The organism is Plantactinospora sp. KBS50 (assembly GCF_002285795.1).
Classification (GTDB): domain Bacteria; phylum Actinomycetota; class Actinomycetes; order Mycobacteriales; family Micromonosporaceae; genus KBS50.
This window is the reverse complement of record NZ_CP022961.1, coordinates 3,902,263-3,927,434: the sequence shown is the minus strand read 5'-3', so window position 1 is coordinate 3,927,434 and position 25,172 is coordinate 3,902,263. Positions and strand designations below refer to the sequence as shown.

The window sequence follows — 25,172 nt, the reverse complement described above, 5'->3', positions numbered from 1 at the left end:
CGCTGCGCCGCCTGACCCCGCCGCCCGCTGTGCCGCCTGAGCCGGCCGCGTCCGGCGCCCGCCGCCGTGATCAACGCGGCCGGGCGTCCGCGGACCGCGGCGCCCGCGTGGCGAACTCCTGCACCCCGAGCACCCGCAGCAGATCCAGCCGCTCCCGGGCCTCGACATCGGCCGGGGTGAGCACCAGCAGCAACTGGCCCTGATCGGGGGTGACCAGCGTCTCGCAGTCCATCACCAGCGGACCCACCCGCGGATGCACGAGCGTCTTGCGGTCCATCCGCCGCACCGCCACCTCATGCTCGGCCCACAGCCGCCGGAACTCCCCGCTCGCGGCCCGCAACCGGCCCACCAACCCGTTGACCGTGGGATCGTCCGGCCGGCGGCCGGCCACCGCCCGCAGATCCGCCACGAGCTGCCGGGCGTGCCGCTCGTGCTCCGCCGGCGGATGGACCGCGCGGGCCGCCGGCTCGGTGAACCAGCGGTACGCCACATAGCGGCGGTCGCCTGCGAAACCGCTGTGATCGCCCGTCAGCAGCACCGATGCCCGGTTCTGGGCCAGCACCTCGCCCAGATCCGACAGCACCACCGCCGGCGTGTCGTCGATCAGGTCCAGCAGCCGGAGCAGGCCGGCACGCGCCAGCCGGGCCGTCCCGACCGACGGCGGCGGCTGCTGCCCGGCCAGGTGGAACAGGTGATCACGCTCGTCGTCGGAGAGCCGCAACGCCCGGGCCAGCGCCCCGAGCAACTGCGTCGACGGCTGGCTGCTGCGACCCTGCTCCAGGCGTACGACATAGTCCACCGACATGCCGGCCAGCCGGGCCACCTCCTCCCGGCGCAGCCCCACCGTACGGCGGCGCGGCCCCTCGGCGATGCCCACGTCGGCCGGCCGGATCGCCGCCCGGCGGCGGCGCAGAAAATCGGCGAGCTGGTCACGCTGCATGCCCCCATGCTGCCGCGCCGGCGGCACGCCCAACCAGGGAGCGGCGATCCCACGATGACCGGTCCGCTCCCGCCACCCTCGCACCGGGGGCAGCCTGGGAACCGACACCAACCCCGAAGGAGTACGCGATGCAGACGACAACCCTGGGCCGTACCGGGCCGGCGGTCTCCACGCTCGGACTGGGAGCCATGGGCATGTCCGGCGGCTACGGCCCGGCCGATCGCGCGGAGAGCATCGCCACCGTGCACGCCGCGCTGGACGCCGGCATCACCCTGATCGACACCGGCGACTTCTACGGCATGGGCCACAACGAGCTGCTGCTCGCCGAGGCGCTGCGCGGGCGCGACCGGGACAGCTACCTGCTCAGCGTCAAGTTCGGCGGGCTGGGCGGACCGGGCGGGCGAATCGGCGGCGGGTACGACTGCCGCCCCGAGGCGGTGAAGAACTTCCTGGCCTACTCGCTCACCCGGCTCGGCGTCGACCACATCGACGTCTACCGGCCCGCCCGGCTCGACCCGGCGGTCCCCATCGAGGAGACGGTGGGCGCCATCAAGGAGGCCGTCGACGCCGGGTACGTGCGGCACGTCGGGCTCTCCGAGGTCGACGCCGCCACCGTCCGGCGGGCACACGCCGTACACCCGGTCGCCGACCTGCAGATCGAATACTCGCTGCTGTCCCGCGCGGTGGAGGCGGACATCCTGCCCACCCTGCGCGAGCTGGGCATCGGGCTGACCGCGTACGGCGTCCTGGGCCGCGGCCTGATCTCCGGCCGGTGGCGGGCGGACCAGGCCATACGCCCCGGCGACTACCGCGGCGTCAGCCCACGGTTCGCGGCCGGCAACGTCGAGCACAACCTCGCCCTGGTCGAGGCGCTGCGGCAGGTAGCCTCGGCGAAGGGCTGCACGGTGGCCCAACTCGCGATCGCCTGGGTCGCCGCGCAGGGTCCGCAGATCGTGCCGCTGGTCGGCGCCCGCACCCGCGAACGGCTGGCCGAGGCGCTGCCCGCGGCCGACCTGACGCTCAGCGCCGACGACCTCGCCGAGATCGAGAAGGCGGTGCCCCGGGGCGCGGCGCGCGGCGACCGCTACCCGAGCGCCTTCATGTCCAACCTCGGCGTCGGAAACTGACCCCGTTCCGCCTGCCCGGCCCCCGCCTCGCCGCCCTGGCCTCGCCTCGTCTGCCCGGCCCCGCTTCGCCTCGTCTGCCCGGCCCGGTCTCGGCTGTCTCGGCCTGTTGATCGAGGCGTTTGCCGGCGGGCAACCGCCTTGACCAACGAGGGGTGCGGCGGGGGCTAGGGTCTTCGGCATGCTTGACGACGAGGTCCACCGGGCCACCCGTACGGCGTACGACGCTGTTGCCTCGACGTACGCCCAGATGTTCCGCGACACGTTGCGGGACAGTCCCCTGGACCGGGCGGTCCTCGGCGCCTTCGCCGACCTCGTGCGTGCCGGCGGGAACGGCCAGGTGGCGGACCTGGGGTGCGGACCCGGCCACATCACCGACCACCTGGACCACCTCGGGCTGGCGGCGTTCGGCGTGGACGCCTCCACCGAGATGATCAGACTGGCCCGGCAGGCGTACCCGAAACTGCGGTTCGACGAGGGCTCGATGACCGCGTTGGACATCGCCGACGGCGCGCTCGGCGGCGTACTGTCCCGCTGGTCGGTCATCCACACCCCGCCGGCCGAGGTCCCCGCCATCCTGGCCGAGTTTCACCGCGTGCTGGCACCCGGCGGCCACCTGCTCATCGGTTTCTCGGCAACCGACGGGCCATCCCACCCCACGCAGGTCTTCGACCACACCGTCGCGCCGGCCCACAGGTGGTGGCCCGACCACCTCGCCGACCTGCTGCGCAGGTCCGGACTGGACGAGGTGGCCCGGATGGTCTGCGAGCCGCAGCCCACCGACCGCCGGCAGTTCCAGTCGGTCCACCTGCTCGCGCGCAAAGCCTAGGCGAGGGCGGCGCCGCGCCCGTCCCGTTCTGTGCGGCCGTCCCGCGTACCGACGCGCAAAGCGCCAGGGCGCGCCGCAGCCCGCCAGTCCTATTGCCGGTCCCTGTAAGGTCCCTGGCGTACATCTCACCGACGGCCCGATCCGCCCCGAGTCCTGAGTCGCGGGGCAGGACCGCCTCCCGACACGGTCGGAGCCGCACCCGGTCGCCGCGCTGTCGGCGCCGAACCTCGACCCATGCGGGCGACCTCGGCGCCCTTCGTCGCAGCCTGACGGACTCCCGCGACAGCGCTCAGTCGTTCTGCCGGAACCACTCCCGAGACTGCTCTGGCAGCCAGAACAGCAGTGTCACGGCCGTCCACAGCACCACAGGAAACAGTCTGAGTGGATTCCAATAGGGGATCAACATTAATAGTTTGATGGCCAGGGAGATGATGGTAAGTCGGGCAATCTGCCGGTTTCCCCGCAATGTATAAAATATGAATATTGCGGACGTCAGCACGCCGAGCGCGGCAAGGATCGGAGTGCCAAAAACGATGAAAACGATCGCCTCGACGAGGATGAGACCGCTCGCGACGGCGATCGGGAGGGGTGGGCGCTTCACGCCAAGACAATAGGACCAACGCCGGCAACGCTGGAACGGGCCCGGCCCACCGGGTCCTGTCGAGCCGTTGACCGGGCTGCCGGCCTGATGACGGTATGGAGCAGGCTCGAACGCCGTGGGCAGCACGGGAGCACGCCGAGGCTGCCGACGCCACCAAGCCCGGAGTGGAATCGGACGCGATGGCCCGGTCCGTCGCGGTCCGGCTCGAACGTCAGCAGCTCCTGACCAGGGCAGCGCCGAAGGCATCCACGTTCGACGCGATCCTCGACGTGGCCGCGCTGCGGCGTCGGGTCCCGAGGATCCCGGGGCAGTTCCCGGTGTGCGGGGCTGCGGTGATACGGCGACCTTGCTGTCAAGCGGTATCGGCGGCCTAGACCTCGGTCCGCGGCGATCCCTCCAGGGGTGATGGGCGACGGAGGAGGCGCAGATGCGCTACTTCATCGCGTACACCGCGTTGCGATCCCTCCAGGGGTGATGGGCGACTGGACGTCGCGGAACTGGAACGACGAATGGGCGGAGGGCGTTGCGATCCCTCCAGGGGTGATGGGTGACCGCCGCCTGATCCAACACATCCGCCTCCAACACCACCGCGTTGCGATCCCTCCAGGGGTGATGGGTGACCGGCCTGCTGCGTCGCCCTGCCCAACGCCTCCTGAGCCCGTTGCGATCCCTCCAGGGGTGATGGGTGACGTTCCCCCTGGTGGGGGTGGCGCAGGAGCTGGTGCACATGTTGCGATCCCTCCAGGGGTGATGGGCGACTCACTCTCGGCGGTGACGTCGCCGAGGCGATGGGGTTGCGATCCCTCCAGGGGTGATGGGCGACCTCCTCCTCCACGACTTCCACCACGGCGAACCGGTCCGGTTGCGATCCCTCCAGGGGTGATGGGCGACCAGCGTGGCGAGCATGCCGGCCATGTTGGGTTGGGGTTGCGATCCCTCCAGGGGCGATGGGCGACCAGCCGGTGGGTGGCCGGATCGTCGTAGACCAGGGTGCGTTGCGATCCCTCCAGGGGCGATGGGCGACCTTGCTGCGTCTGTTGACGCGGTTGAGACGTTGGAGTTGCGATCCCTCCAGGGGTGATGGGTGACCCGAACCTTAAGTCGCAGGTCAGGGTCGCCTTTTGGTGCTCGGATGGGGCCGATTTTGCAGCGGACCGCCGGTTGTGCATTTGTGCTGGTCAGCGTACCGAACGTGGGTCGTCGTCGGGGGCGCGGCTGGCGGCACACGTACGGCTGGGTTTTCGGTCAGTTGAAGGGTGCGCCGGAGGGTTTCACCCGGCCGCCGCCGACTGTGGCGATGTCGCAGTAGACGCTGACCACGGTCTTGGCCTCGTCGATCCCGGTCGGAATGCTGTGGATCGTTGACAGCGACTCCTCATGGTCCATGGCATCGCAGTGTGGCGAAGTGGTGTCCGGGTCGAACGCGCCGCCGACCACGGCGCCGGTCTGGTCGAGGAAGACCGCGAAGCTGCCTCGGGCGACCAGCGGGCGGCACGACGTGGAGGTGACGGAGTACCGCACCCTACCGCTGGTCGGGTCCCCATCGAAGCGATCGACTCCGAGGTAGGTGGTGGTGACGGTGGGGAACAGTGTGGTGTTCTCGGGTGGGAGCCAGAGGGTTGGGCCGAGCGTGACGTCGAAGGATGCCACCTTGTCCGGCCTTCCTGCGGGGCTGAGGTCGGTGCGGAGTCCGGCTGAGGAGGCGACGGCGACCTGCTGGCCGGGCATGATGATGGGGATTTCGAGGATGAGTTGTGCGGCGTTGAGCGGGTCGATCGCGGTGCGTCCCTGCGGATCGGACACCCGCAGGGTGACCGTGGTTCGATAGGCGATCTGGCTGGCGGTGTTCCGCACAATCGCGCCGAGGCTCACAGAACTCTTCTCGGTGTGGCCGTGGTCGACGACTTGTAGGCCACCGCCGCCTGGTGCCTGGTCTGCTGGACCCTCGGTGCCCGACGGAGCGGCCGTGGGTACGGCGCATGCCGAGGGTTGCGGGCGGGACGAGTCGGATGTGCATCCGCTCACCGTGGCCGTGGGCAGCAGGCACACCAGTACCGACCAGACGATCGGGCCGCGGCGGTGAGATGAAGTCACGACACCCTCCCGGACTCAGCCGTAGATCCGGCTCTTCAGTACGCGGATTCCGGCGAACTGGTCGCGGATCAGTTCGCCGGCTGCCTCACGGAGCCGTGCCGCGAATTGTTCCTCGTCCAGTTGCCGTACCGTGCCGGGGGCGATGCGTACAAGCCAGGATTGCATGCCGCGTACGCTGATCGCGATGCGCCCGCAGTTGGACCGGCCCTGCGCAACCAGATCCCGCCGCTGCTGGTCATAGTCCACATCCCGACCACCGACCGGCGGCGGATCTTTCGTGATCGTACGCCCTCGCGATCCCTCCAGGGGTGATGCGGCGACCCCAGCTCGCCGCGGTGTCGGACCCGCAGCAAACCGGTTGCGATCCCTCCAGGGGTGATGCGGCGACGTGGATGATCGCAAATCATCCACTGAAGGAAGTACGGTTGCGATCCCTCCAGGGGTGATGCGGCGACCAGCCGGAGCGCGGCCAGACCGGCCGCGCTCCGCAGGTTGCGATCCCTCCAGGGGTGATGCGGCGACTGGGACCAGGTCGGGGTCAGAAGGGTGGTCTACGGCGGCCAGTTGCGATCCCTCCAGGGGTGATGCGGCGACCCCAAGCCATCAACCCCCAACCATCCGGCCGACCGTTGCGATCCCTCCAGGGGTGATGCGGCGACGCCCGGATGGACGCCAGAGCAACGCCACCCCTACCGGTTGCGATCCCTCCAGGGGTGATGCGGCGACCTGCGACCCGGATGGGTGGCGGCGGGTGTTGCTGATGTTGCGATCCCTCCAGGGGTGATGCGGCGACCCGAACCTTAAGTCGCAGGTCAGGGCCACCTTTTGGTGCTCGGTTGAGGCCGATTTTGCAGCGGACCGCCGGTTGTGCATTTGTGCTGGTCAGAGCACCGAGTCGGAGTTCCCGAGTTCGGTGCCGAGGGCGTCGACCTGGACGAGGTGGGGGGAGCCTATCCGGTAGACGCGGACGCTGTCATGACCGAGGTCGAGTTGCTGACGGAGGGCGGTCATCAGGCTGCGGTGTTGTGCGGTGGACAGTTCGCCTTCGAAGACGCTGCGCTGGACCCAGTGCAGGTACTGCCGGCAGGTCCGCAGGGCGTTGGGGTTGCGCTCGACGGCGGTGTCGTAGACCAGAACGACGAACATCGTTCACCACCACGGACGGAACGGCTTGTAGGGGGTGCCTTCGAGGCAGAGCCGGACGAGTTTGAGCGCCTCCAGGTGGATCAGTTCCTCGTAGGAGACCTTCCGTTTGAGCTGTCGGTGGTGGACCGTGGTGGCCAACTCCTCGCGTACCATGATCGATACCTTCTTCCGTCCGGCGGTGCTGAGGGAGGCGCTGCGCACGTCGCTGACGAAGTCGGCGGCAGTGAGGGTGCGTTGCGCGGCAGCCCGGCGCAGCAGCCGTTCGGCGAGCAGCGGTTTGAACGGTTCGGCGAGGTCGAGGGCGAGGGTGTTGCGCCGCCGGTCGCTGTCGGCGTGCAGGAAGCCGATCGCCGGATGCAGCGGCGTGCACCGGATCGCGGTGAGCACCCGCGCGTACGTGATGGCGTTGAGGTAGCTGATGAACGCGTTGCCGGCGTTGCTGGGTGGCCGGCGGCTGCGACCGCCGAGTCGCAACCAGGGTGGCAGCAGCGTGTCGAGTACACCCCAGGCCGTACGCCGGAAGTTGCCCTCGATGCCCATCAGCTCCTCGGCGTCGGCGCACGCCCGGACCTGAGCCGGCAGCCGTTCGAGGGGACCGGCGAGCAGGTCGGTGTCCAGCGCCCAGGCGACGTTGGCGGCGGTCGCGCCGACCAGTGCCCGCGCGACGGCGAGCCGGGCCACCGGGTCGGCGGTGAGTGTGACCTGCGCGCGGACCACGTGCGCCGAGGACATGTCCTCGGCCGGGGTGAGCGCCCCGGCGTAGTTGCCGTAGTGGTCCAGCAGGTGCACGGTGATCCGGTGCCGGCTCAGCAGCGACACCGCGGCGGTGTTGATGTCCGCGTTGTCGAAGACCACGAGGTCGCGGATGTCGGTGATCGGGATGCGTACGGGGGTGCGGTCGGCCCGCTCGATCCGGATGCTGTTGTCCTCGCGCCGGATCCGGCACGGCTCGGTCAGCCAGTAGCTCTGTCCGCTGGCGCTCACGAGTCTCCCCAACAGTAGTCGCGGTAGGAGCAGCCGCGGCAGCTTGCGCGCGGCAGCCGCGGTGGCGGTGTGGCGGCGGCGCTGACCTGCCGGGCCTGGGCCTCGGCCGTCTCCGCCGCCCGCCGGGCCGTGTCGTCCCAGGCGACCCTGGTGGTACGCCGGATCAGCGGGTAGTGCACGACACCGCCCCGGACGTTGACGCCGCGCCGGGCCAGCAGCAGGCAGTAGTGCCGGACCTGCGCCTCGTGCTGCGGCGACGGCTGCCGGGACGATTTTGTCTCGTGTACGACCGCACCGCGGGTCACCCAGTCGATTTTCGCGGCGCCCAGGTCGATGTCATGGTGCCGGCGGTACGTCGTGTCGTCGACGACCTCGCCGAAGGCGACGGCCTCGTTGCGCGCCTCGGGCCGGTAGCCGTGGCTGTACAGCCACAGTTGCCGGGGGCAGTGCAGCAGATACTTGATGTGCACGCCGCCGATGCCGTCGTCGTCGACGTCGTCGGGGTCGGGAGGCGGATTCGCGGCGGCGTCCGGGTGCGGTTTCACAGCACGGTGTCCTCGGCGCTCGGCAGGGGTGTGGTCGTTCGATGGGTGCCGTCCGGGTCGAGACCATGCTCGGGGCTGTAGGGCGCGTCGACGACGGGAATGCCGCGCCCGATGGTGCCGGTCCGGTCGAGCGTGTGCCACTGCCGGTAGCTGATCGGGATGAGCAGACCCGCGCCGAGCAGCGCATGGCCGTCGGGTCCGGCGGTGAGACGCGCGTACTCCTGCCGGTCGGCTTCGAGGAGCACCTCGACGGTGTCGAAGGACTCGCGGAGCCCGTCGAGGAACTCGGTGCGGTCGGTGAACGGTTCGGTGAAGGTCAGGAACGTTTCCCCGAAGGCGTCCCGGCTGTGTCGCGCCTGCTCGGCCCAGCGTCGGCCCCAGTCGGTCCGGTACGCCAGCGTCAGCCAGTGGTCGACGGTCTGCTCGGACATCACCGGTCCGGGCGCGTCGTTCAGCGCCGACCACGCCGCGTCCAGGGCATCCGGCGGGTACGGGTGGGGCCGCTCGCCGCGGTGCACCCGGTACGGCACCGCGCCCTCGGGATGGTGGCCGAGCCGGTTGACCCGGCCGGCCCGCTGGGCCACCGCCTCGATCGGGGCGAGTTCGGTGGCACCGCGGTCGAAGTCCAGCCGCAGCGACACCTCCACCGCCTGGGTGGCCACCACCAGGCCGCCGCGCCGGGCCGACTGCCCGGGGCGGCGTTCGCCGTGCCGGGCGAGCAGCCGCCGTTCGATCGCGGCCCGGTCGCGGGCGCGGAACCGGGAGTGCAGCAGCAGCGTCGCGTCCGGGTCCGCCGGGTCGACCTCCGGTGCCAGTACGCGGTATAGCTCCTGGGCGGTGGCGACGGTGTTGGCCACCAGCAGCACGCTGTACCCGTCGGCGAGCCATTCCCGGATGACGGCCAGGCTCGACGGGTCGGTGAGCGGCCGCTCGTCGAGCACGAGCCGGTGCCGGTCGGGTGCGGTCCCGGCGGCTGCGCGGTGCACGCTCACGGGGTGCCGCAACGTCTCCCGGATCAGCTCCACCATCGGCGGCGCGAGGGTCGCGGACACCACGGCGACGCGGCTGCCCAACTCCTCCCACAACCGCATCGCGGCGCAGATCCGGCCGAAGGTCTGCGGATCGTACGCGTGCAGCTCGTCCAGGACGATCAGGCTGTTCGCCTGTTCCAGCAGCACGCTGGCGTACCGGGGGCCGGCGACCGCCCCGATCAGCAGTTGGTACACGGTGGCCACCCGGAACCGCTGGGCGAACAGCCGCATCGCCCCGGCGCGGGCGCCGGCCCCGCGGGCGTCGGCGGCGGTGGGTACGCAGTCGTCCTCGGTCGCGTCGGCGAGCACGGACAGCGCCGCCGAGCCGTGCAGCACCCCGATGTCGGCTCCGGCCTCGGCCTCGGCCTCGGCGCTGGCACCGCCGGGCGCACCGGCCTGGCCGGGCGCCGGCCGGAGGTCCTGGGCGAAGCGGGTGGCGGCGGCGTCGATCGACGCCCGGTACGGCAGCACCCAGACCACCCGGGGCCGTCCGGGCATGGCGGGCAGTTGCCGGGCCGCCCAGCCGAGCCCGGCTTCGGTCTTGCCCGAGCCGGTGGGGGCGACCAGGACCAGATGCCCGTCGGTGGCGGCGGCCCGCTCCTGGTGCGGGTAGGGCCGGCGGCCGAAACCGGCCAGGTAGTCCGGCCGCAGCGGCAGATGGGTCTGCAACGGTACGTGCGCCGAGGCCGAATGGTCGGCCAGGGTCACCGCCCCCTGGAACAGGACGGCTACCAGCCCGCGTTCCGGGTCGACCGGAGCGTCCCACGCGACGCGCAGCCGCGCGAACTGGTCCCGGGCGCGCTGCCACAGCCGCCGCTGCCCATCCTGCGGCACGGCCAGGCCGAGCTGTCCGGCGTACCAGGCAAGAAGCGCGCGGTGCCGCGGCGCCGGCACCTGACCGTTGGGTTGTCCGGGCGGCGGGTCGGGGTGGTAGCCGAAGATGCGCTCCCACGCCGCCGACTCCGGGTACAGGTCGCGCAGCGCGCCGCTGCCGCTCTCCGAGCGCAGGCACCGGTGGTGCAGCCCGACCCCGGCCAGCAGCAGCGCCAGGTCGGCCGGTGGCAGCCCGCCGGCGAGCAGTTCGACGTACGCCAGCGACAGCACCTCGTGGCGCTCACCCCAGCGGTGCCCGCGCAGCTTGACCTGCCGCTGGAATCCCTCGGCGACCTTCCCCGCGTCGTGCAGCAGCGCGGCCAGCGTCACCAGCGGCCAGAACGAGGACCAACCGGCGAGCACGCCCGCGGACCCGATCCGGTCCGCGATCGTGCCGGCCGCGACCCAGGTGGCACGGCTGTGCTCGGTGAGCCGTTCGGCGCGCCCCACCCGGCCGGTCCGGCCGCTCCGGTCGACGGACTTGGCCCACACCTCGTCCAGGATCCGATCCTGCGCCGGATTCTGCGCCGGGCCGGCCGCCAGGCCAGCAGCGGCCGGATGCGGGCCGTTCACCGTTGGCCCGGCCCGGCGGGTGCGGGCCGCAACCACACCGCGCGGTCACCGTCGCGGAGGGCGTGTCGCACCGGGAGCCGGCCGGCCGGTTCGGCGCACCACAGGTAGTCGCCGTAGCGGGTGGTCAGCCGGTCCGCGGCGATCCACTCGGCGAGCCGTACCGTGACCGCGGCACCGGCGTCGTGCCCGCCCGGTGGCGCCAGCGCGTGCCCCACCACCGCGACGTCGGCCGGCCGCAGCAACACCGGGCTGACCGACCGGACGTACACCAGATCCTGGGAACGGCCGAGCCGCAGCCCCCAGACCGGGCGGCGCAACGCCGCCGCGATCCGGGTGCCGTCCGGCTCGGGAATCCACAGTGTCACACTCAGGTGGGCCAGGAACGGCCGGTCCTTGACGGTCGTTCCACCCTTGACCGCGCGGACCCGTCCCGCGACCGCCGGGTTGGCGCCGTCGGCGGCGATCGGGTGGTACGTCTCGGCGTCCACGCCCGTACCGGCGGCGCGGGCGCTGTAGCCGAGCGGCACCGGCTCCGCCGCCGCACCGGTCGCGGCGGCCAGCATGCCGCGCAACGCCGACGACGGTGGCACCGGCAGGCACCGGGTCAACCCGGGAAACATCGGGTCCCGGAACGACGCCACCGGGGCGAAAAGCTCGATCCGGGTCGCCTCGACAGGGCCGCCTCCGCCCGGTGGTCCCGTGGTGGTCGTGCCGGACGGCATCGTGCCGGTCGCGCCGCTTGTCACCGCTCCGGTCGTCATCGGTCTGGCTGTCATCGTGCCGGGTCGTCGAACCAGGCGTCGTGGACCCCGGCCCGCAGCTCCGCCGCCAGCGTGCGCAGCATCGTGCGGGGATGCTGCACGGTGACGGTGCCGGCGTCGATCTCCCCGGCCACGTCCGCCTCGAACTGCTTGCGCTCGACGTCCCGGAAGCCGGGCCGCCAGCCGACCCGGACCGGCGGCTGCCACCGACCGTCCCACGCCTCCAGTTCGGCGCGCAGCACGTCGCCGCGTACCTGGAGCCCCGAGCCGTCGTCGGCGCCGCCGACGGCGAACTCCAGCGGGTTCACCCCGCCCTCCATGGCCAGCAGCATCAGCAGGGTCGGCGTCCGATCGCCGTAGTGCAGCCCCTTCTTGGCGCCGCCGGAGAGTTCGGAAAGCGCCTCCAGCAGCAGGGCGGCGCGCTCGCGCCGGGTCTGAAGCGGCAGCCGCACGGCCGGCTGGCCGCGGAACAGTACGGTCTCCGCGCCCGCGTTGACCGCCTCGGCCACCGCCAGCGCCGCCTCCCGGGTCAGGTAGTTGGCCTTTCCCGCGCCCCGCTCGTTGGGCGTCGTGAAGGTGCCGATGCGCGGCAGGTCGATCAGGAACGGCGCGGCCAGGTCGGCCGTGTAGAACTCGTGCGCGTGCAGCACCGGGTCGTCGATGCCGCGCGCCATCACCCCGAAGTCCTCGGTCGGCCGGGCCGGCTCCACCGAGAGCAGGGTGCCGATCATGAACGGGCTGTCCCGCAACGTGGTGTCGGCGTCCTCCGACTTTGCGGTGGCCTTCATGAAACCGAACAGGTCGTCGTCGACGTACCGGAGCGGGTCGGCCTCGGTGGTCGCCTTCTGCGCCTTGCTCTGCTTCCTGCCGACCCGCTCGGTGGGGGAGGGCACCGCGCCCTGCTCGGTCATGGTGTCCCGCAGCCAGCGTCGGGCGGCCTGCGCCGAGACGTATGGGTAGATGTGCTGCCGGATCCGGGTCTGCTTGACCCGGCCGGTCGTCGCCTCGCCGCGACCGTTGTTCGGGGCGCCCGCGGTCACCGCGAGCACGAGCTTGCCGGCCAGGTAGGCCATCAGGCGTACTCCTCTTCCATCTCGTTGGGGTCGAACCGGATCGTGGCGTCGTCCTCGTCCTCGTCCCCGTCGGGTTCGTCGGGCTTGCGGCCGATCGCCGCCCTGGCCTCGACCAGGTCGGCCACCACCTCGAAGAACAACTGCGCCCGCCACCGCCAGCTGTCCGGGCCGCCGGACAGCAGCGCCGGCGCCACCCCGCTGATGTCGGGCGGCTGGCCGCCGTCCCGAAGGAGCCGGGCGCCGGCCTCCATCAGCAGCCTGTGCAGGTCGTAGCCCTTCCCGGCGACCTTCGCGTACTCGTTGAACCGGCCGCGCGGGTTACGCTCGGCCATGATCCAGGCCGCGACCAGCCGGCGGGCCGGTGCGAGCCGCTCGACGTCCATGCCGTACATCTCCTCCTGATAGGCGCGGGCCAGCCGCCGCCACCCGTCGGTGGTGGCAGGATCGTTCGGTGGGTCGGTGAACTCGTGCTGCAGTGCGCGCAGCAGCCGGTCCACCGGACCGGGCTCGCCCGCGAAGAGCGTCCGGGCGATGGCGGCGTGGCCGCGACGGTCCCGGTTCCGACCGGCCAGCGCGCGACGCAGCCGGCGCCAACCGCGGCGGGTCGCCCGGTCGGACTCGATCCGCACAAGCAGCCGGGCGATGGCCTGGCGGGTCGCGCTCACCTTCAGCCACGGCGACTTGTTGTCGTTCTTGAACGACCACAGCACCGCGTCGGCCGGGGCGTCGGCGGCGTGCGCCCGCAACGCGGCCAGGGCCACCGCCTCGGCGCCGGCGTCGACGGGTACGCCGGTGAAGCCCACCTGCTGGATACGGCGGGCGCGGGTGACGTTGCGGTCGACGAAACGCCGCTCCACGGCCGGGTTCGCGCACATCAGCACGGTCGCCGAGCCGGCCGTCAGCCAGGCGCCGTACGGCAGCGCCCAGAGCGCGATCCGGCAGCCCCGGCACACCGGCCAGCCCGCCGTGCCCGGCGGCAGATTGTTCACCGCGTGCGGCGTGTCGAACATCGGCAGATGGGACTTGGCCCACAGCACGGTCGCCGGTGCCGAGCAGAACGCGCAGGGCAGCGCGGTCGGTCCCGGCTGATCTGCGGCGAACAGCGCCACCACCGCCGGCCGGAGCGTGTCCGGATCGCGGCTACGCTTCGCGTGGGTCGGCTTGGCGTTCGGGTAGAGCGCGAACAGCACCTTCCACCAGTCCGGCTCCGGCTTCTTCGGCTTGGTGGACGCGGTCACCACGTCGTCGACCAGCCGGCCCGCGACCGTGTCCAGGTCGTCCGGGGTGAGCTCGCCAGGCTCGTCGCGGCCAGCGAGGACGGCAACCGCCCAGGCGCCGCACCGTTGCAGGGGATGCGCCGTCAGCGCCAGCGCCGGAGGGGCCACGGTCGTGGACAACCCCATGGACCCGACCTCCCTTCACGTTGTGGTCACCGGACTGGCAAACGAGCGGTCGACACCGACGACACGGCTTCGAATCCACGACCTTGCCGGCGACCGTCCACTGTTGATGCCGATGCGTGCGTGCCCACCCGTCCCATCAGGAACTACAGCTCATCGGGCAGACCGTGTTGCGATCCCTCCAGGGGTGATGGGCGACGCGCGCCAACGCAGACCGGAGCCCCGATCGGGAGGTACCCGTTGCGATCCCTCCAGGGGTGATGGGCGACTGGGACCGGGTGTCCAGGCAGATCCACCGCACCCGGCGTTGCGATCCCTCCAGGGGTGATGGGCGACTCGGCGCCAAGCTCACCAAGCGCGGCTGGGCTGAGGGTTGCGATCCCTCCAGGGGTGATGGGCGACGCCTGAGGTGGCCGGCCAGCTACGCAGGATTCTGTTGCGATCCCTCCAGGGGTGATGGGCGACTGGCGGGTCCTGTCCGGTGGGGTGCCCGACACCCGGACCCGTTGCGATCCCTCCAGGGGTGATGGGCGACATCGCCGGCGGGCCGGAGGCCCGAGCGGCGGAGGTCATGTTGCGATCCCTCCAGGGGTGATGGGCGACCGCCTGCGGGCGGCAATCCAGATTGAGAAGACGCAGTTGCGATCCCTCCAGGGGTGATGGGCGACCACCACCATCTGACGGAGCGCAGCCATGAGCGAGAGTTGCGATCCCTCCAGGGGTGATGGGCGACTCCCGAGGTCATCTACTCGGGAGTCTGGGCGCGGCTGTTGCGATCCCTCCAGGGGTGATGGGCGACAATCGACACATACCTGTGGGCGGCGGAACTGATCAAGTTGCGATCCCTCCAGGGGTGATGGGCGACCCCGTCGCCCCAGGCTGGGCGCCCAGCCTGGTGTTGCGATCCCTCCAGGGTGATGGGCGACTCGGTGCGCATGCTTCAACGCCGCGCCCAGGCCGGGTTGCGATCCCTCCAGGGGTGATGGGCGACCTCCCGAGCGGCCGGGCCGCCGGCGGGACGGCATGTTGCGATCCCTCCAGGGGTGATGGGCGACGCACCAGCTGATCTGCCAGCGCCACACCGTGACGAGTTGCGATCCCTCCAGGGGTGATGGGCGACCGTTACGTGGCAGGTCCCGCACAGCAGCGCCCCACGTTGCGATCCCTCCAGGGGTGATGGGTGACCCGAACCTTAAGTCGCAGGTCAGGGCCGTCTTTTGGGGCTCGGTTGGGGTCGATTTTGCAGCGGACCGCCGGTCGTGCATTTGTGCTGGTCAGAGCGTCGGGCCGGGAGCGGTGCGCGAGCCGGCCGGTCGTGTTCAGCGGACCCAGCCGAAACCCTCGATGGTGGCCAGTCCGAGGCCCCACTCGCGAAGCGCGTCGACAAGGCGGGGGTCGGCGTGCAGGCGGATCTTCGCGGTCGCTCCGATCCGGATGCCGCCGCACACGTCGTACCGGCGGCGCTTGCCGGCGTCCAGCACCTCAAGGTCGGCGTCGCCGGGCACCCCGAGCGCTTTGGCCTTGCGCCGGATGTTGGCCAGCAGCCTTTCGGTATACCCGTCGTCCTCGGGCAGCAGGTACCGATCGCCCTCGGCCTTGATCAGGATGGGCGTGCGGGTTTCCAGGACGGCCGGCGTTTCCGCGCCGCCGACCGGCTCCAACTGTGCGCCCTTGACGGTGAGGGTGACCGGTCCCCAGCGCAGCTCGCGGCGGCTGGTCACGCCGGTCAGCAGCAACGCGGCCAGTTCGGGTACGGGGGAGCCGAACCAGATCCGGCCGTTGGTCGACATCATGAACGCGCCGGGCTTCCTCCGGGCACCGGTGAAGGCGGGCGGCGTGATGCCGATCGGGCGCAGGCCGGTGCCGTTCCAGCCATGGTCGTGCAGGTCGGTGGCGAGGTCGGGCGCCTGGTCGCCGAGCAGCCCATATACCACGGCGTGCGCCACCCCGTGTACGTGCTTCCACGGCAGCGCCGCGTCCGGCCCCGCGACGTCCACGTAGAACCGCATGTCCTGGTCTCCGTTTCCTGAGTCTCCACTCGAAGGCAACGAGCGGACGCCGCCGCCGAGACGGCCGGCGGGCGATCGAGTGCGAGTGATGTTCGTGATGAAGAAACGAGGGCAGTCGGCTCAGGTTGGACGGCTAACCCGGCCGTCCCCTGCCACCACGGCCGGGTCGACCGGATGCCTGGCCGGACCCGCCGCGACTCTGCGGAGGTACGGACTTTCGCTTGCCCGAACGCCCGGCACCGGGATTACCTGAGCCGCTGCGACGCTGATCAGCACCACCTGCGGTCCCCGCAGCCCGACCTTCATCGTCGGCGAAGGGCAGCCGCTGCTCGGGATCACGCACGTGGGGCAACGCCCAACCGTTGAGTACCGTCCCGTTTCTGGCTTGGTCGTTCCAGCCGAACCATTCGTAGCTTTCGGCCTGCGGCTGGGGAGTTTTGCGCGGGTAGTGCACCGGCTCGCTGACCGGTCGGGCCGCTGCGAGATACGACTCGGTTGCCTCCCGCAGCATCCCGTTGCCATGTGCGGTGCCGGCGAATGCCTCGGCGAGCCCGATGAGCCGGTCGCGGCCTTCAACCTCGGGCCGGGCCAGCCCCAACCAGCCGGCCCGCACCCCGGCCGCGTCCCAGAGTCTGGTCTGGTCCCAGTCGACCCCGGCGGTCACGACGCCGAAGCCGTACGGCTTGCCGGCGCCGAGCCGCAGGGGCGCGTCGTCGCGGGTGAGCAACCACAGCAGGGCGCCGAGTTCGTCCTCGCCGGCGCCGTCGAGGAACAGTTCAACCTCGAACGTCACGCCGGGGCGTACCCAGCCGCGGTGCCGGGAGAGCTGCGTGGGCTTCTTCCGCTGGTCCTCCATCGCGAGGTACGCCCGTGCCGGGTCTTCGCGGTCGGAAATCGGCTCCCAGTGCTGGGGGTCTCCTCCCGCCAGCGGTACATCTTGCGGCCCCGCAGACCACTGCCGGCGGCGTACCCGGTGGCCTTCGCGGCCTTTCGCGGCATCGGTGAGCCCTCGCGGTCGGGGGAGGCGTAGAAGCGGAACTGGGTGGGCTTGGGGCTGCTCAACGGCGCCAGCGTCACCCCGTCCTTGGGAAAGCTGCCCGGCGGCCCCCAGTCCTTGGTGGTGCAAATGATCGAATGGACCTGTAGCCGTCCCCGGTAACCCGAGGCCCCGTCGTTGGCCCCGTCGTCGTCCTCGTTCCCGTCGTCATCATGGCTGGGCACCCAGCCGAACAGCCGGTCGGCGGAGGAGAGCTGGTCGCGGACCGGCGCCGGTCGTAGGCTCTCGGGCAGCAACTCGCCGGGCGAGCTGTCGAAGGGTAGCCGGCCAATCATCACCGGGTGCACCTGGCTGACCTCGCCCCGGTCGTACTTCACATAGACAAGCGTGCCGACAGGCAGCTCGTAAAGCTCCTTGTTGCCGACATGGGGCGAGCGGGTCAGCTTGTTTGTGCCGCCGAGCCTGGTACGCGACTGGGTGGCGTTCGGGTCGTTGTAATCCTGCGCCTGGTCGTACGCTGAGAGCACCGCCTGCCAGTACTCCTCATGCCCGCCTTCGACCGGGACGTCGGTCAGCTGCGGGCTCTCGATGAACAGCCGCTCGTCGTGTTTGGACCCGATCGTCCTGCCGGTCGCCGACAGCCAGCCCTGAACGACTCTGGGCGCGACCGCGGACACGCGCGTCAGGCTGCCAGCGGACTCGACATCGACGTGCCGGGTAACACGCAGGCTCGTCTCTATCTCGGCCTTGCTGCGGGCCAGGTGGGTCGCGCGCCAGACCTGGAATCGGGTTGTCCGCCCGCGGGTGCGTTCGTACTGGTACAGCACGACGCGGGCGTGGACCCGGGTGCGGTGGTGCGCGGTCAGTGGCTGAGCGTCCAGTCCGCCGAGCCGGCGCACGGGCGGCGCACCGTAGGCGGGGACCCAGGCCGCGCACTGCACCTGATTGTTCGGTTCGCTGGGCTCGATCCAGTCGACGTCACCCCGGCAGATCCGGAAGACCTTGCGGCCGTCCTCCTGCTCGCAGACGCGGGCCGGGGTGAGATCGAGGGCGGTGTTGGCCGGGACCCGGTAGGCGAGCCGCTTGTGATGCCCGAAGAAGACCCCGTACCGGCTCGCGGTGATCGTCTCGTAGGGACTGCGCAGCGCGCCCTTGAGCGAGGCGCCGTGGATCAGCGGCATGCCAGTCGGGTCGACCCGTACCTCGAAGGCCCGGGGCCCGTCCTTCGGCTGGTCGGCCGCGAGCACCGGCAGCAGTAGCGGGGTGACGGTGGTCAGGGTCAGGGCCAGCGTTCCGCTCCACTGCCCGGCCGTGTGGTACGCGTGGCTGGCGGGTGCGCCGTCCGCCATGCCGGTGCGATCCAGGCCGATCCGGGGCGGGGTCGGCACGAACGTGTACGGGTTGACGGTCCCGCCATTCTTTGCGACCGCCGTGGCCCGCTCGGGGTCGGGCGTGATCCTGGGCAACGCCGCGACTCCGTGCAGCCTGGCGTCCCGAATTCCTGTGCGCCGGTCGATGGTCACCTCGACCGCGACACTGTCGCCCTCGGCCATCGTGGTGACGTGCTCGGCGAGGGCAACGTCCCACTCACGGCGGTGGAGCTGTTTCGGCCGGGCGTCCTTGGCCCTGGCGCTGATGGGAATCACGCCTTCGAGCGCATCTCCGCGCTTGACCATCTTCGTCTCGACGGTGATGCACAGCCCCTGCTGGTCGGTCATGCCGTCGTCCTCTCCGCGTGGGTCGATGCGGGTGCGGTGCGTACCAGGGTCTGGGCCTCGTCGAGGGGGAGCAGTCGGCAGGTCCGGGAGTCGGCCACGTCGAGGTTGCCGTGGCCGTCCTCGACCAGGTACTCGACCGTCTCGACGGCGATCCATCGGCCGGTGCCGGGGAACGGCATCGGCAGGGCGACCGTGGCCATCCGCCGGCCGGCCAGGGCCGTCCAGCCGGTCCTCTCGTGTTCCCTGGCCTCCCCGGCGAGCAGCCGGCGCTGGGTGTCGCCGCGTCGTGGGGTCGCGGCGGCGAGGTCACGACCCGGGCGCTGGTCGACGGTGACGTCGTCGCCCGGGGGCAGGCTGGCGGGATCCTCACCCACCGCGACGGCCCGGCCCAGGCCGTCCGGGGTACGCAGCCAACGCAGTTCCCGGTCGCCGTCGAAGAGCAGCATCTCGTACGCCTCGGCGAGCGGGTCACCATCGACGGCCTGGACGGTGCCGTCGGGTCCGACCCGCAGCCAGACGGCGGCCCGCGCGGAGAGCGTGTAGCCGACGATTTCCTTGCCTGGCGGGGTCCCGGGGGTGAACCAGGCGAGGGACTCGGCGGCGCGCAGCGGGTGGGCGGCGCGGACGGCGTGCAGCACCGCGCCATCTCGACCGGTGGTCATGCTGCCTCCTCGAAGGTGCTCTGCCAGGTCGTCATCGCGGCCTCGACCTGCGGCGGCGGGTCGGCGAGGATGGCGTCGAGGGTGTTGCCGGCCAGGGATCGCCACGGCTCGACCAGCCCGTCGCCCGCGAAGGTCACCTCGGTTACCTGGATCTGTCCGCGGCCCCGGGTGCCGCCGTGGCCGAGGCTCAGCCAACCGTCGCGCAGGTCCCGCAGCGCGAGCAGCAGCAGCGGCAGCGCCAGTGGGGCGGACGTCGCGCCGGCGCTGTCCGTGGACGCGGCCAGCCGGGCGGTGTCGACCTCGATCTGGATCGGGTCCCAGGCCACGGTGCCGGCCGGGTCGAGGACGCTGAACAGCCGGTGGTCGGCGGCCCCGCCGGTCCACCTGTCGATGGCAACGTGGTCGCTGACATCCAGCGGGATGGCAAGGCGGATCTTGTCCAGCGTCGTCCGGAGCGCACTGCGGGCCCGGTCGCGCTCGGTGTTGCGCTCCTGCCGCTGCTCGCGGGGCTCCGCCTTCGAACCGTCTGGCACCCGGTCGGGGACCACGGCGAGGATCCGGTTCCACTGCTCGGCGGGGACGCGCTCGACGCTGTGGCAGTCGGCGAAGGCAAGCACCCCCCGCCAGCCCGAGTCGGAACCGCCGGTGTCAACGCCGGCCCCGTCCGTGCCGGCCCCGTCCGGATCGGTACGCCTGCCCGTCGGCGCCGACCCGAACAGCACGTCGACGCCGGGCGGCGGTCGGCGCAGCGCCTCGTCGAACGTCTCGGGAGCGTCCTCGCGCCGCAGCGTACGGACGATCCGTTCGGTGTGCGCCCGGACCGTGCCCCGGATCGACGAGCCCGGCAGCAGCAGCCGGACCGTGTCGTCGACGGCCATCTCGGTGAGCGGCAACGTGTCGACCACCGTGCCGGCGACAGAGTCACGGACCAGCAGCGGTCCGAGCGGCTTCCAGCGTACGGTGATCCGCAGCCGCCCGTCCGGCGGCGGGTCGGCCTCCGGCGCGGGCCCGGTGGCCGGCGTCCTTCCGGCCAGCCAGCCGACCAGGCCGGCCGGGTCGGACAGGTCGGCGCGGCGGACCGTGACGTCGCGCAACTCCACCCGGCCGAGGCCGCGACCGCGCCCCGCGCCGATCGGCACCCGGCCCTGACGCAGCCCGGCGACCAGGGTGGCGACGGCGTCGTCGATCAGCCTCGGCCAACCGCCCGGGTAGTTCGGCGCGTCGGCGCCTGTCGGGGTGTCGGCGACGATGCGCAGCGCGAAGCGGGTGCCGGCCGGAAGCAGTTGGCGGGTGTAGAGGAAGTTCGCCGCGGCGCTGCCCGAGCGCCGGTCGATGCCGACCCCATCCCGGACCACTGGTACCACGTCGTTGCCGATCAGATGCGCGTCGTCGACCCGCAGCCAGGACGGCGAGCCGTCCCGGCTGTCCGGAACGACGGTGCCGAAGAGGGCGTTCGCCGGGTCGTTCGGGGCGGTGCCGCCGAACCGGTGGATACCGCCGAGGTACGCCCGCAGCGACCCCGCGATCGAGGTGCCCGGCAGGCACACCCGACCGGTTCCGTCGCGGGCGACCGTCAGGCTGGCCTCCGCGGTGGTGTCCCAGCCGCCGACGTGCACCGGTCCGACACATACGAGCGTGCCCAGGATCTCGATGCGCTCTCCGGTGGACTGTCCCATCAGTGTTCCTCCCTCGTCGAGCGGGACCGGGCGTCGCCCCGGAGGAGTTTGCGCAGCGCGTCGGTGACCGTCGTGACCACCGCCTCGGTGCGCAGCCCTTCGCGGATCCGGTCCTCCCGGCCGGGCGCGAGGACGAGGTGGTTCATCGGCCCGTGCAGGTCGAGGCGTTGCCAGATCAGGTTGGCGTCGTCGAGTAGCAGCGCCGCCAGATTCCTGAGGGTGTCCTCGCCCCACGCGTCGCGGCGCGCCCGTACGGCCCGGGTCCCGTCGATCCAGTGCCGGACCAGTGCCGACCCACCGGGCAGGGTCAGCCGTTCCAGTTGCGCCCGCAGCGCGCCGAGCTGGGCCCGCCGTTTGGCCATCTTGCCGATTCCCGGGATCAGGGCGTCGGGCTCCAGCTCGGCGCTTGCCCGCCGGATGACCCGCCGCCACGCGTTGATCTCCAGCGGGTCCGGATCGTCGGGGATGTCCTGCGGGTCCGGGTCGGCGGGGGCGTCCCGTGCCGGGGCCGCGTCGGAGAAGGCCACGCTGGGCCGTTCGACGGTCAGCTCCGGCGGGTTGAACCGGATCCGGCCGTACCCCTCGGCCGTGCGTTCGCCGAGGCCGTCGCGTTCCAGCCCGGCCAGCCGGTCCGGGTCCGGCGTCCCGGTCACCTCAAGGGTGACGACGCTGCCGGCGCGCAGCGCCACCTGGCTGGGCCGGGGCCGGCCCCAGGCGACCCCGAATCCGTCCCGGCGCTCGGCCGCAGTGACCGCCTCCACGGCCGTCCCCGGCTCGGCCGCGGCGTCGGTGCCGGCACCGACGCCGGTGGCCGAGGCCGGCTGGCACTCGGGGACCGCGCAGGAGGCCGGAGCCAACGCGGTCGTCAACGCCCGGGCCAGGCCGTGCGGTGACGGGTCCGGGTTGAGCCGGTCGTCGCGCAGCAGCACGTCGGAGACGCACCACACCCGCAGCCGACCGTCCACCGGGGCGACCGGCCGGGGCGGCGCGGCCAGCTCGACCACGTCGACGACCTCGACCAAACCGTAGTCGTCCTTGCGGGACCGGCCGAACCGTAGCCGGTCGCCGGAGCGCAGCCGCAGCTCGACATCGGCCGGCAGCACCACGTCGCTGCACAGCAGGCTGTCCGCCGCGATACCGAGATAGCTGTAGACGCCACCGCTGGCGACGGTCGGCCGGCGTGCGTCGTCGTCCACCACCGCGTGCGTGCTGGCCGCCGTGGCCGGGTCGAGCACGCGCCACCGGTCCCCGTCCGGCACGATCCAGCCGTTCATGCCCTTGGCGCGGGCGCCGGGCTGCGCGGCACGTACCAGACTGTTGTGTACCGAGGCACCCTGGCCCTTGTCGCCGCGCTGCCATGCCGCCGGCACCGGCGCGGCGGGCCGCACGGACACCGGGTCGTCCGGGTCGCCGACCGCCGGCACGGCGTCTCCGACGCCGATGTCGGCCAGCCCGATCCGACCCCGCCGGTCGCCGTGACCCGGTTGGGCGTGGGCCAGCATGGTGCCCAGCAGGGCCGTCCCGGGGATCGCGTCCCGGCCGATGACGAGGTTGCCCAGCACCTGTTTCGCGGCCACCACCGGGGTGACGACTCTGAGGACGACCCGCACCGTCCGCCGACGGTCCGGTCGGGTCCGGTCGTACGGGTGGAAGGTGGCCACCGGCGGAGTGGCCGGTGGGGGTGGCGGGGTGGCGGGCACCCCGGCGGCGAGCAGGTCGGCCAGCCGATCGTCGGTGAGGGTGGGGTGCACGTCCGGGTTCTCGATGACGGCATCGGGCAGCAGCACCGCGACCCGTCCGCCGCCGCGGTTCCGCTTGCCGCCGAGCGCCTCGATCAGCCTCGCCCCGGCGCGCAGCATCAGTTCCGCCGGCTCCGGCAGCTGCGCACCGGCGCCGGTCGGCTCGGGCAGCACGACGCTGACCCGGGAACGGAGGTTGAGGCCGCGGATCGCACGTTCCTCGACCCGCAGCAGCCGGTCGGCGACGGTGCCGGTGACGCCGTCGATCGACACCCCGGGCCGCAGCACCACGGCCGCCTGGGCCAGTTCCGGCCGGCCGCGTACCGAATTCCGTAGCCACGCCGGGGCGTACCCGGGGGTCAGCCGCAGCGCGGCGGGCGCCGGCAGCCGACCGGCCGCCGCGTCCTGGTCGCCGAAGAGCCAGGCCACCCACGCCGTCCAGGCATCCGGCCGGTCCGCGGCCCGGTCGAACGTCGCGGCGACCGTCTCGCAGGCGTCGCGCCACACTCCGAGCAGGGTCTTGGCCGGCACGAACGGCAGGCCGGCGGCGTCGCGCCGCACGACGGCGTCGACGCTGCCGAGCCGGCCCTGCCCGGTGCCGACGTGCCAGTCGGAGAGGAACTCGATCGTGACATCGAAGTCGGTGGGCAGGGTCATGCGGCACCCCTGACGAGCGTCGATCCCGTGTCGGTGACGGGCTGGGCGGCGTCCTGCTCCAGCCGCAGTCCGCGCAGGTGCAGCGCGTCGAACAGCCGCAGGAAGCCGACCGGTGGGCCGGCGCTGTTGTCGGCCGCGTCGTGGCCGTGCCGGGTCTGGGCGCCGCTCGGCGCGTTCTGGACGCCGAGCAGTTCCGCGGCCCTGACCCGGTCGTCGGCGCGAGCGGTGATCAGCCGCACCTGATGCAGGTATTCGGGCAGGCTACGGTCGGCGGCCTCGCGCAGGGCGTGCGCCTGCGCGCCGGAGAGCCAGCCATGGGGCCGAGCCAGTCGCAGATCTCGTCCAGCAGCCGCACCTCCCGTCGGCGCAGCTCGGCCGGCAGGTCCGCTGCGGCGCCGTCCGGGGCGGCGCCGTCCAGCAGGTACGGCCCGGCGTACCGGGCGATCGGTCCGGCCGGTTCGGCCGGTTCGGCCGGTTGCTGGGTATCCCGGGCCGGTCGAGTGTCGTCGCGCTCGACGTACTCGCGGAGCTTCGACAGTCCCAGCAGGGTGGAGGTGTGTGCCAGGTGGAAGTCGAAGCCGGCCAGGGACCGACCGTCGTGCTTGAGCCGCTTGGCCGATCTCACCAGCTCCTCGGCCAGGTCGTATGCCCGGCCGAACGGGTGGTGCGACTTCACCACGGCGATTCCGGCCGAGGCGGTGAGCCAGGGGCGGCCGGTCGCGGCGCGCGCCACGCGCGCCAGCTCCGACTGCGGGTGCTGTCCTGTGTGGGTGGCGAACGCCGCGGCGAAAGCCCGGACGAACGGTACGGCCAGCGCCGCGTCGCAGACCACGGTGACGTCGTCCCCACCGACCACGATCGGCAGTAGCCGGCCGGCCAGGTCGGCGGCCGGCCGGTCAGCGCCGAGCGCCGAGACCGCCTCCCGGACCGCCGCCCAGGTCGCCTTCTCCAACTGCGCGGCCACCTCCCGCTGGTAGTGGAGGTGGGTGGTGAGGGATATCCGCTCGCTGCCCTCAGCCTTGGCCACCTGATCGGCGAATCCCTGGAACAGCCCGCCGACACCGTTGCCGTCGGCGTGCACGACCGCCATCCAGCCGCCCTGCCGCAACGTGTCCAGGTGCTCCGGAACGATGCCGATCCGCTCGGTACCCAGCTCGCGGCGCAGCCGTTCCTTGGCGCGCTCACCGCCCTGGGATCGGGCCAACACCCCGGCCGAGGCCGGAACCGCCTCCTCGTCGCCGTACCCTTCGCGGAGCTTGGCGGGCCAGCCGGTGTCGCGGCACGACAGGTGCCACGGAAACATCCGGTCCCGTAACAGCGGGTCGGCGCGGGCGGCCCGTACCTTCGCATGCCATTCGTACGTCCGGCGCCGGGCGCGCTCGTGCGCGGTGTCGTCGGCCGGGTCGAACGCCGGGCCGACCGCCCCGGTGACCCGCAGCCCCGGCGCCTGCGTCAACGCCCGGCCGGTGACCTGCCGGATGACCGCTCGGCCGGCCTCGGCGGAGGCGACCAGCAGCAGCGCCTTGCCCGATGCGGTCATCACGATCGACTCCGGTGGGAGCCCGCACCGCTTGACCGCCTCCTTGACCCACACCGTGCCGGCATCCTGAACGAGCTGGGACGCGCCGACGATGTGCCGCAGCCGGTTGCTGCCGAAGATGTAGCGCTGGTTGCCGCCGGTCTCGATCAATACCCAGTGGCGGATGCCGGACTCGTCCTCGCCCGGTGCACTGTTCATGG

At 72.1% G+C, this 25,172-nt stretch carries 22 protein-coding genes and 3 CRISPR repeat arrays; of the genes, 3 read left to right on the top strand and 19 right to left on the bottom strand.

Going from position 1 to position 25,172, the window contains the following annotated elements; translation table 11 throughout:
- Positions 1-70: 70 nt before the first annotated feature.
- On the bottom strand, positions 71-940 hold the full coding sequence (locus CIK06_RS17080; RefSeq protein ID WP_095565666.1) for a helix-turn-helix transcriptional regulator: 870 nt from the start codon (positions 938-940) through the stop codon (positions 71-73).
- Positions 941-1,068: 128 nt separating this feature from the next.
- Between CIK06_RS17080 and CIK06_RS17075 the strand changes: the two genes are divergently transcribed.
- Together CIK06_RS17075 and CIK06_RS17070 are read left to right on the top strand one after the other, a co-directional pair.
- The gene (locus CIK06_RS17075; RefSeq protein WP_095565665.1) at positions 1,069-2,067 is read left to right on the top strand and encodes an aldo/keto reductase; all 999 of its coding nucleotides are present in this window, start codon (positions 1,069-1,071) and stop codon (positions 2,065-2,067) included.
- A 178-nt stretch (positions 2,068-2,245) separates the two neighbouring features.
- Complete coding sequence (locus CIK06_RS17070) at positions 2,246-2,893, top strand: class I SAM-dependent methyltransferase (protein ID WP_095565664.1); 648 nt, start codon at positions 2,246-2,248, stop codon at positions 2,891-2,893.
- 289 nt (positions 2,894-3,182) lie between these two features.
- Here the strand turns inward: CIK06_RS17070 and CIK06_RS17065 are convergent, their stop codons facing one another.
- Positions 3,183-3,494 (bottom strand): hypothetical protein, encoded by a 312-nt coding sequence (locus CIK06_RS17065; RefSeq protein WP_095565663.1) that lies wholly within the window; start codon positions 3,492-3,494, stop codon positions 3,183-3,185.
- 95 nt (positions 3,495-3,589) lie between these two features.
- On the opposite strand from CIK06_RS17065, the gene CIK06_RS32500 reads away from it, so the two are divergent.
- Positions 3,590-3,868 (top strand): Scr1 family TA system antitoxin-like transcriptional regulator, encoded by a 279-nt coding sequence (locus CIK06_RS32500; protein ID WP_095565662.1) that lies wholly within the window; start codon positions 3,590-3,592, stop codon positions 3,866-3,868.
- A gap of 10 nt (positions 3,869-3,878) precedes the next feature.
- Positions 3,879-4,583: a CRISPR direct-repeat array (repeat unit 26 nt; unit sequence GTTGCGATCCCTCCAGGGGTGATGGG).
- Between the two features lie 156 nt (positions 4,584-4,739).
- On the opposite strand, the gene CIK06_RS17055 is transcribed toward CIK06_RS32500, so the two are convergent.
- The 17 genes from CIK06_RS17055 to CIK06_RS16985 form a co-directional block, all read right to left on the bottom strand.
- The gene (locus CIK06_RS17055) at positions 4,740-5,366 is read right to left on the bottom strand and encodes a hypothetical protein (RefSeq protein ID WP_095565661.1); all 627 of its coding nucleotides are present in this window, start codon (positions 5,364-5,366) and stop codon (positions 4,740-4,742) included.
- A gap of 237 nt (positions 5,367-5,603) precedes the next feature.
- Positions 5,604-5,834, bottom strand: a complete 231-nt coding sequence (locus CIK06_RS17050; protein ID WP_095565660.1) for a hypothetical protein — start codon at positions 5,832-5,834, stop codon at positions 5,604-5,606.
- Between the two features lie 44 nt (positions 5,835-5,878).
- Positions 5,879-6,381: a CRISPR direct-repeat array (repeat unit 31 nt; unit sequence GTTGCGATCCCTCCAGGGGTGATGCGGCGAC).
- 89 nt (positions 6,382-6,470) lie between these two features.
- Entirely contained in the window at positions 6,471-6,734 is a 264-nt protein-coding gene (cas2, locus tag CIK06_RS17045; RefSeq protein ID WP_095565659.1) for a CRISPR-associated endonuclease Cas2, read from the bottom strand.
- A 3-nt stretch (positions 6,735-6,737) separates the two neighbouring features.
- The gene (cas1b, locus tag CIK06_RS17040) at positions 6,738-7,718 is read right to left on the bottom strand and encodes a type I-B CRISPR-associated endonuclease Cas1b (RefSeq protein ID WP_095565658.1); all 981 of its coding nucleotides are present in this window, start codon (positions 7,716-7,718) and stop codon (positions 6,738-6,740) included.
- A complete protein-coding gene (locus CIK06_RS17035; protein ID WP_198347902.1) occupies positions 7,715-8,263 on the bottom strand; it encodes a CRISPR-associated protein Cas4 in 549 nt (182 codons plus the stop codon). Before CIK06_RS17035 ends, cas1b begins: the two co-directional genes overlap by 4 nt.
- Positions 8,260-10,740 (bottom strand): CRISPR-associated helicase Cas3', encoded by a 2,481-nt coding sequence (gene cas3, locus CIK06_RS17030; RefSeq protein ID WP_232533679.1) that lies wholly within the window; start codon positions 10,738-10,740, stop codon positions 8,260-8,262. The genes CIK06_RS17035 and cas3 overlap by 4 nt, the downstream gene beginning before the upstream one ends.
- On the bottom strand, positions 10,737-11,501 hold the full coding sequence (gene cas5, locus CIK06_RS17025; RefSeq protein WP_232533678.1) for a CRISPR-associated protein Cas5: 765 nt from the start codon (positions 11,499-11,501) through the stop codon (positions 10,737-10,739). The genes cas3 and cas5 overlap by 4 nt, the downstream gene beginning before the upstream one ends.
- 11 nt (positions 11,502-11,512) lie before the next feature.
- Positions 11,513-12,574 carry a type I-B CRISPR-associated protein Cas7/Cst2/DevR gene (cas7i, locus tag CIK06_RS17020; RefSeq protein WP_095565657.1) on the bottom strand — a complete coding sequence of 354 codons (1,062 nt, stop codon included), beginning with the start codon at positions 12,572-12,574 and terminating at the stop codon, positions 11,513-11,515.
- Entirely contained in the window at positions 12,574-13,977 is a 1,404-nt protein-coding gene (locus CIK06_RS17015; RefSeq protein WP_095565656.1) for a hypothetical protein, read from the bottom strand. Before CIK06_RS17015 ends, cas7i begins: the two co-directional genes overlap by 1 nt.
- Positions 13,978-14,143: 166 nt before the next feature.
- Positions 14,144-15,159: a CRISPR direct-repeat array (repeat unit 30 nt; unit sequence GTTGCGATCCCTCCAGGGGTGATGGGCGAC).
- Between the two features lie 134 nt (positions 15,160-15,293).
- The gene (cas6, locus tag CIK06_RS17010) at positions 15,294-15,983 is read right to left on the bottom strand and encodes a CRISPR-associated endoribonuclease Cas6 (RefSeq protein WP_095565655.1); all 690 of its coding nucleotides are present in this window, start codon (positions 15,981-15,983) and stop codon (positions 15,294-15,296) included.
- A gap of 133 nt (positions 15,984-16,116) precedes the next feature.
- Positions 16,117-16,839, bottom strand: coding sequence for a hypothetical protein (locus tag CIK06_RS31190; RefSeq protein WP_232533677.1), 723 nt, complete (start codon positions 16,837-16,839; stop codon positions 16,117-16,119).
- Positions 16,773-18,698, bottom strand: a complete 1,926-nt coding sequence (locus CIK06_RS17005) for a TIGR03986 family CRISPR-associated RAMP protein (RefSeq protein ID WP_232533676.1) — start codon at positions 18,696-18,698, stop codon at positions 16,773-16,775. Before CIK06_RS17005 ends, CIK06_RS31190 begins: the two co-directional genes overlap by 67 nt.
- Positions 18,695-19,360 carry a CRISPR-associated protein Csx19 gene (gene csx19 / locus CIK06_RS17000; RefSeq protein ID WP_157756809.1) on the bottom strand — a complete coding sequence of 222 codons (666 nt, stop codon included), beginning with the start codon at positions 19,358-19,360 and terminating at the stop codon, positions 18,695-18,697. Before csx19 ends, CIK06_RS17005 begins: the two co-directional genes overlap by 4 nt.
- Positions 19,357-21,036 carry an RAMP superfamily CRISPR-associated protein gene (locus tag CIK06_RS16995; RefSeq protein ID WP_095565653.1) on the bottom strand — a complete coding sequence of 560 codons (1,680 nt, stop codon included), beginning with the start codon at positions 21,034-21,036 and terminating at the stop codon, positions 19,357-19,359. Before CIK06_RS16995 ends, csx19 begins: the two co-directional genes overlap by 4 nt.
- On the bottom strand, positions 21,036-23,432 hold the full coding sequence (locus CIK06_RS16990; RefSeq protein WP_095565652.1) for an RAMP superfamily CRISPR-associated protein: 2,397 nt from the start codon (positions 23,430-23,432) through the stop codon (positions 21,036-21,038). The genes CIK06_RS16995 and CIK06_RS16990 overlap by 1 nt, the downstream gene beginning before the upstream one ends.
- Positions 23,429-23,671 (bottom strand): hypothetical protein, encoded by a 243-nt coding sequence (locus CIK06_RS31185; RefSeq protein ID WP_232533675.1) that lies wholly within the window; start codon positions 23,669-23,671, stop codon positions 23,429-23,431. Before CIK06_RS31185 ends, CIK06_RS16990 begins: the two co-directional genes overlap by 4 nt.
- The gene (locus CIK06_RS16985; protein WP_232533674.1) at positions 23,662-25,170 is read right to left on the bottom strand and encodes a hypothetical protein; all 1,509 of its coding nucleotides are present in this window, start codon (positions 25,168-25,170) and stop codon (positions 23,662-23,664) included. The genes CIK06_RS31185 and CIK06_RS16985 overlap by 10 nt, the downstream gene beginning before the upstream one ends.
- Positions 25,171-25,172: the final 2 nt, after the last annotated feature.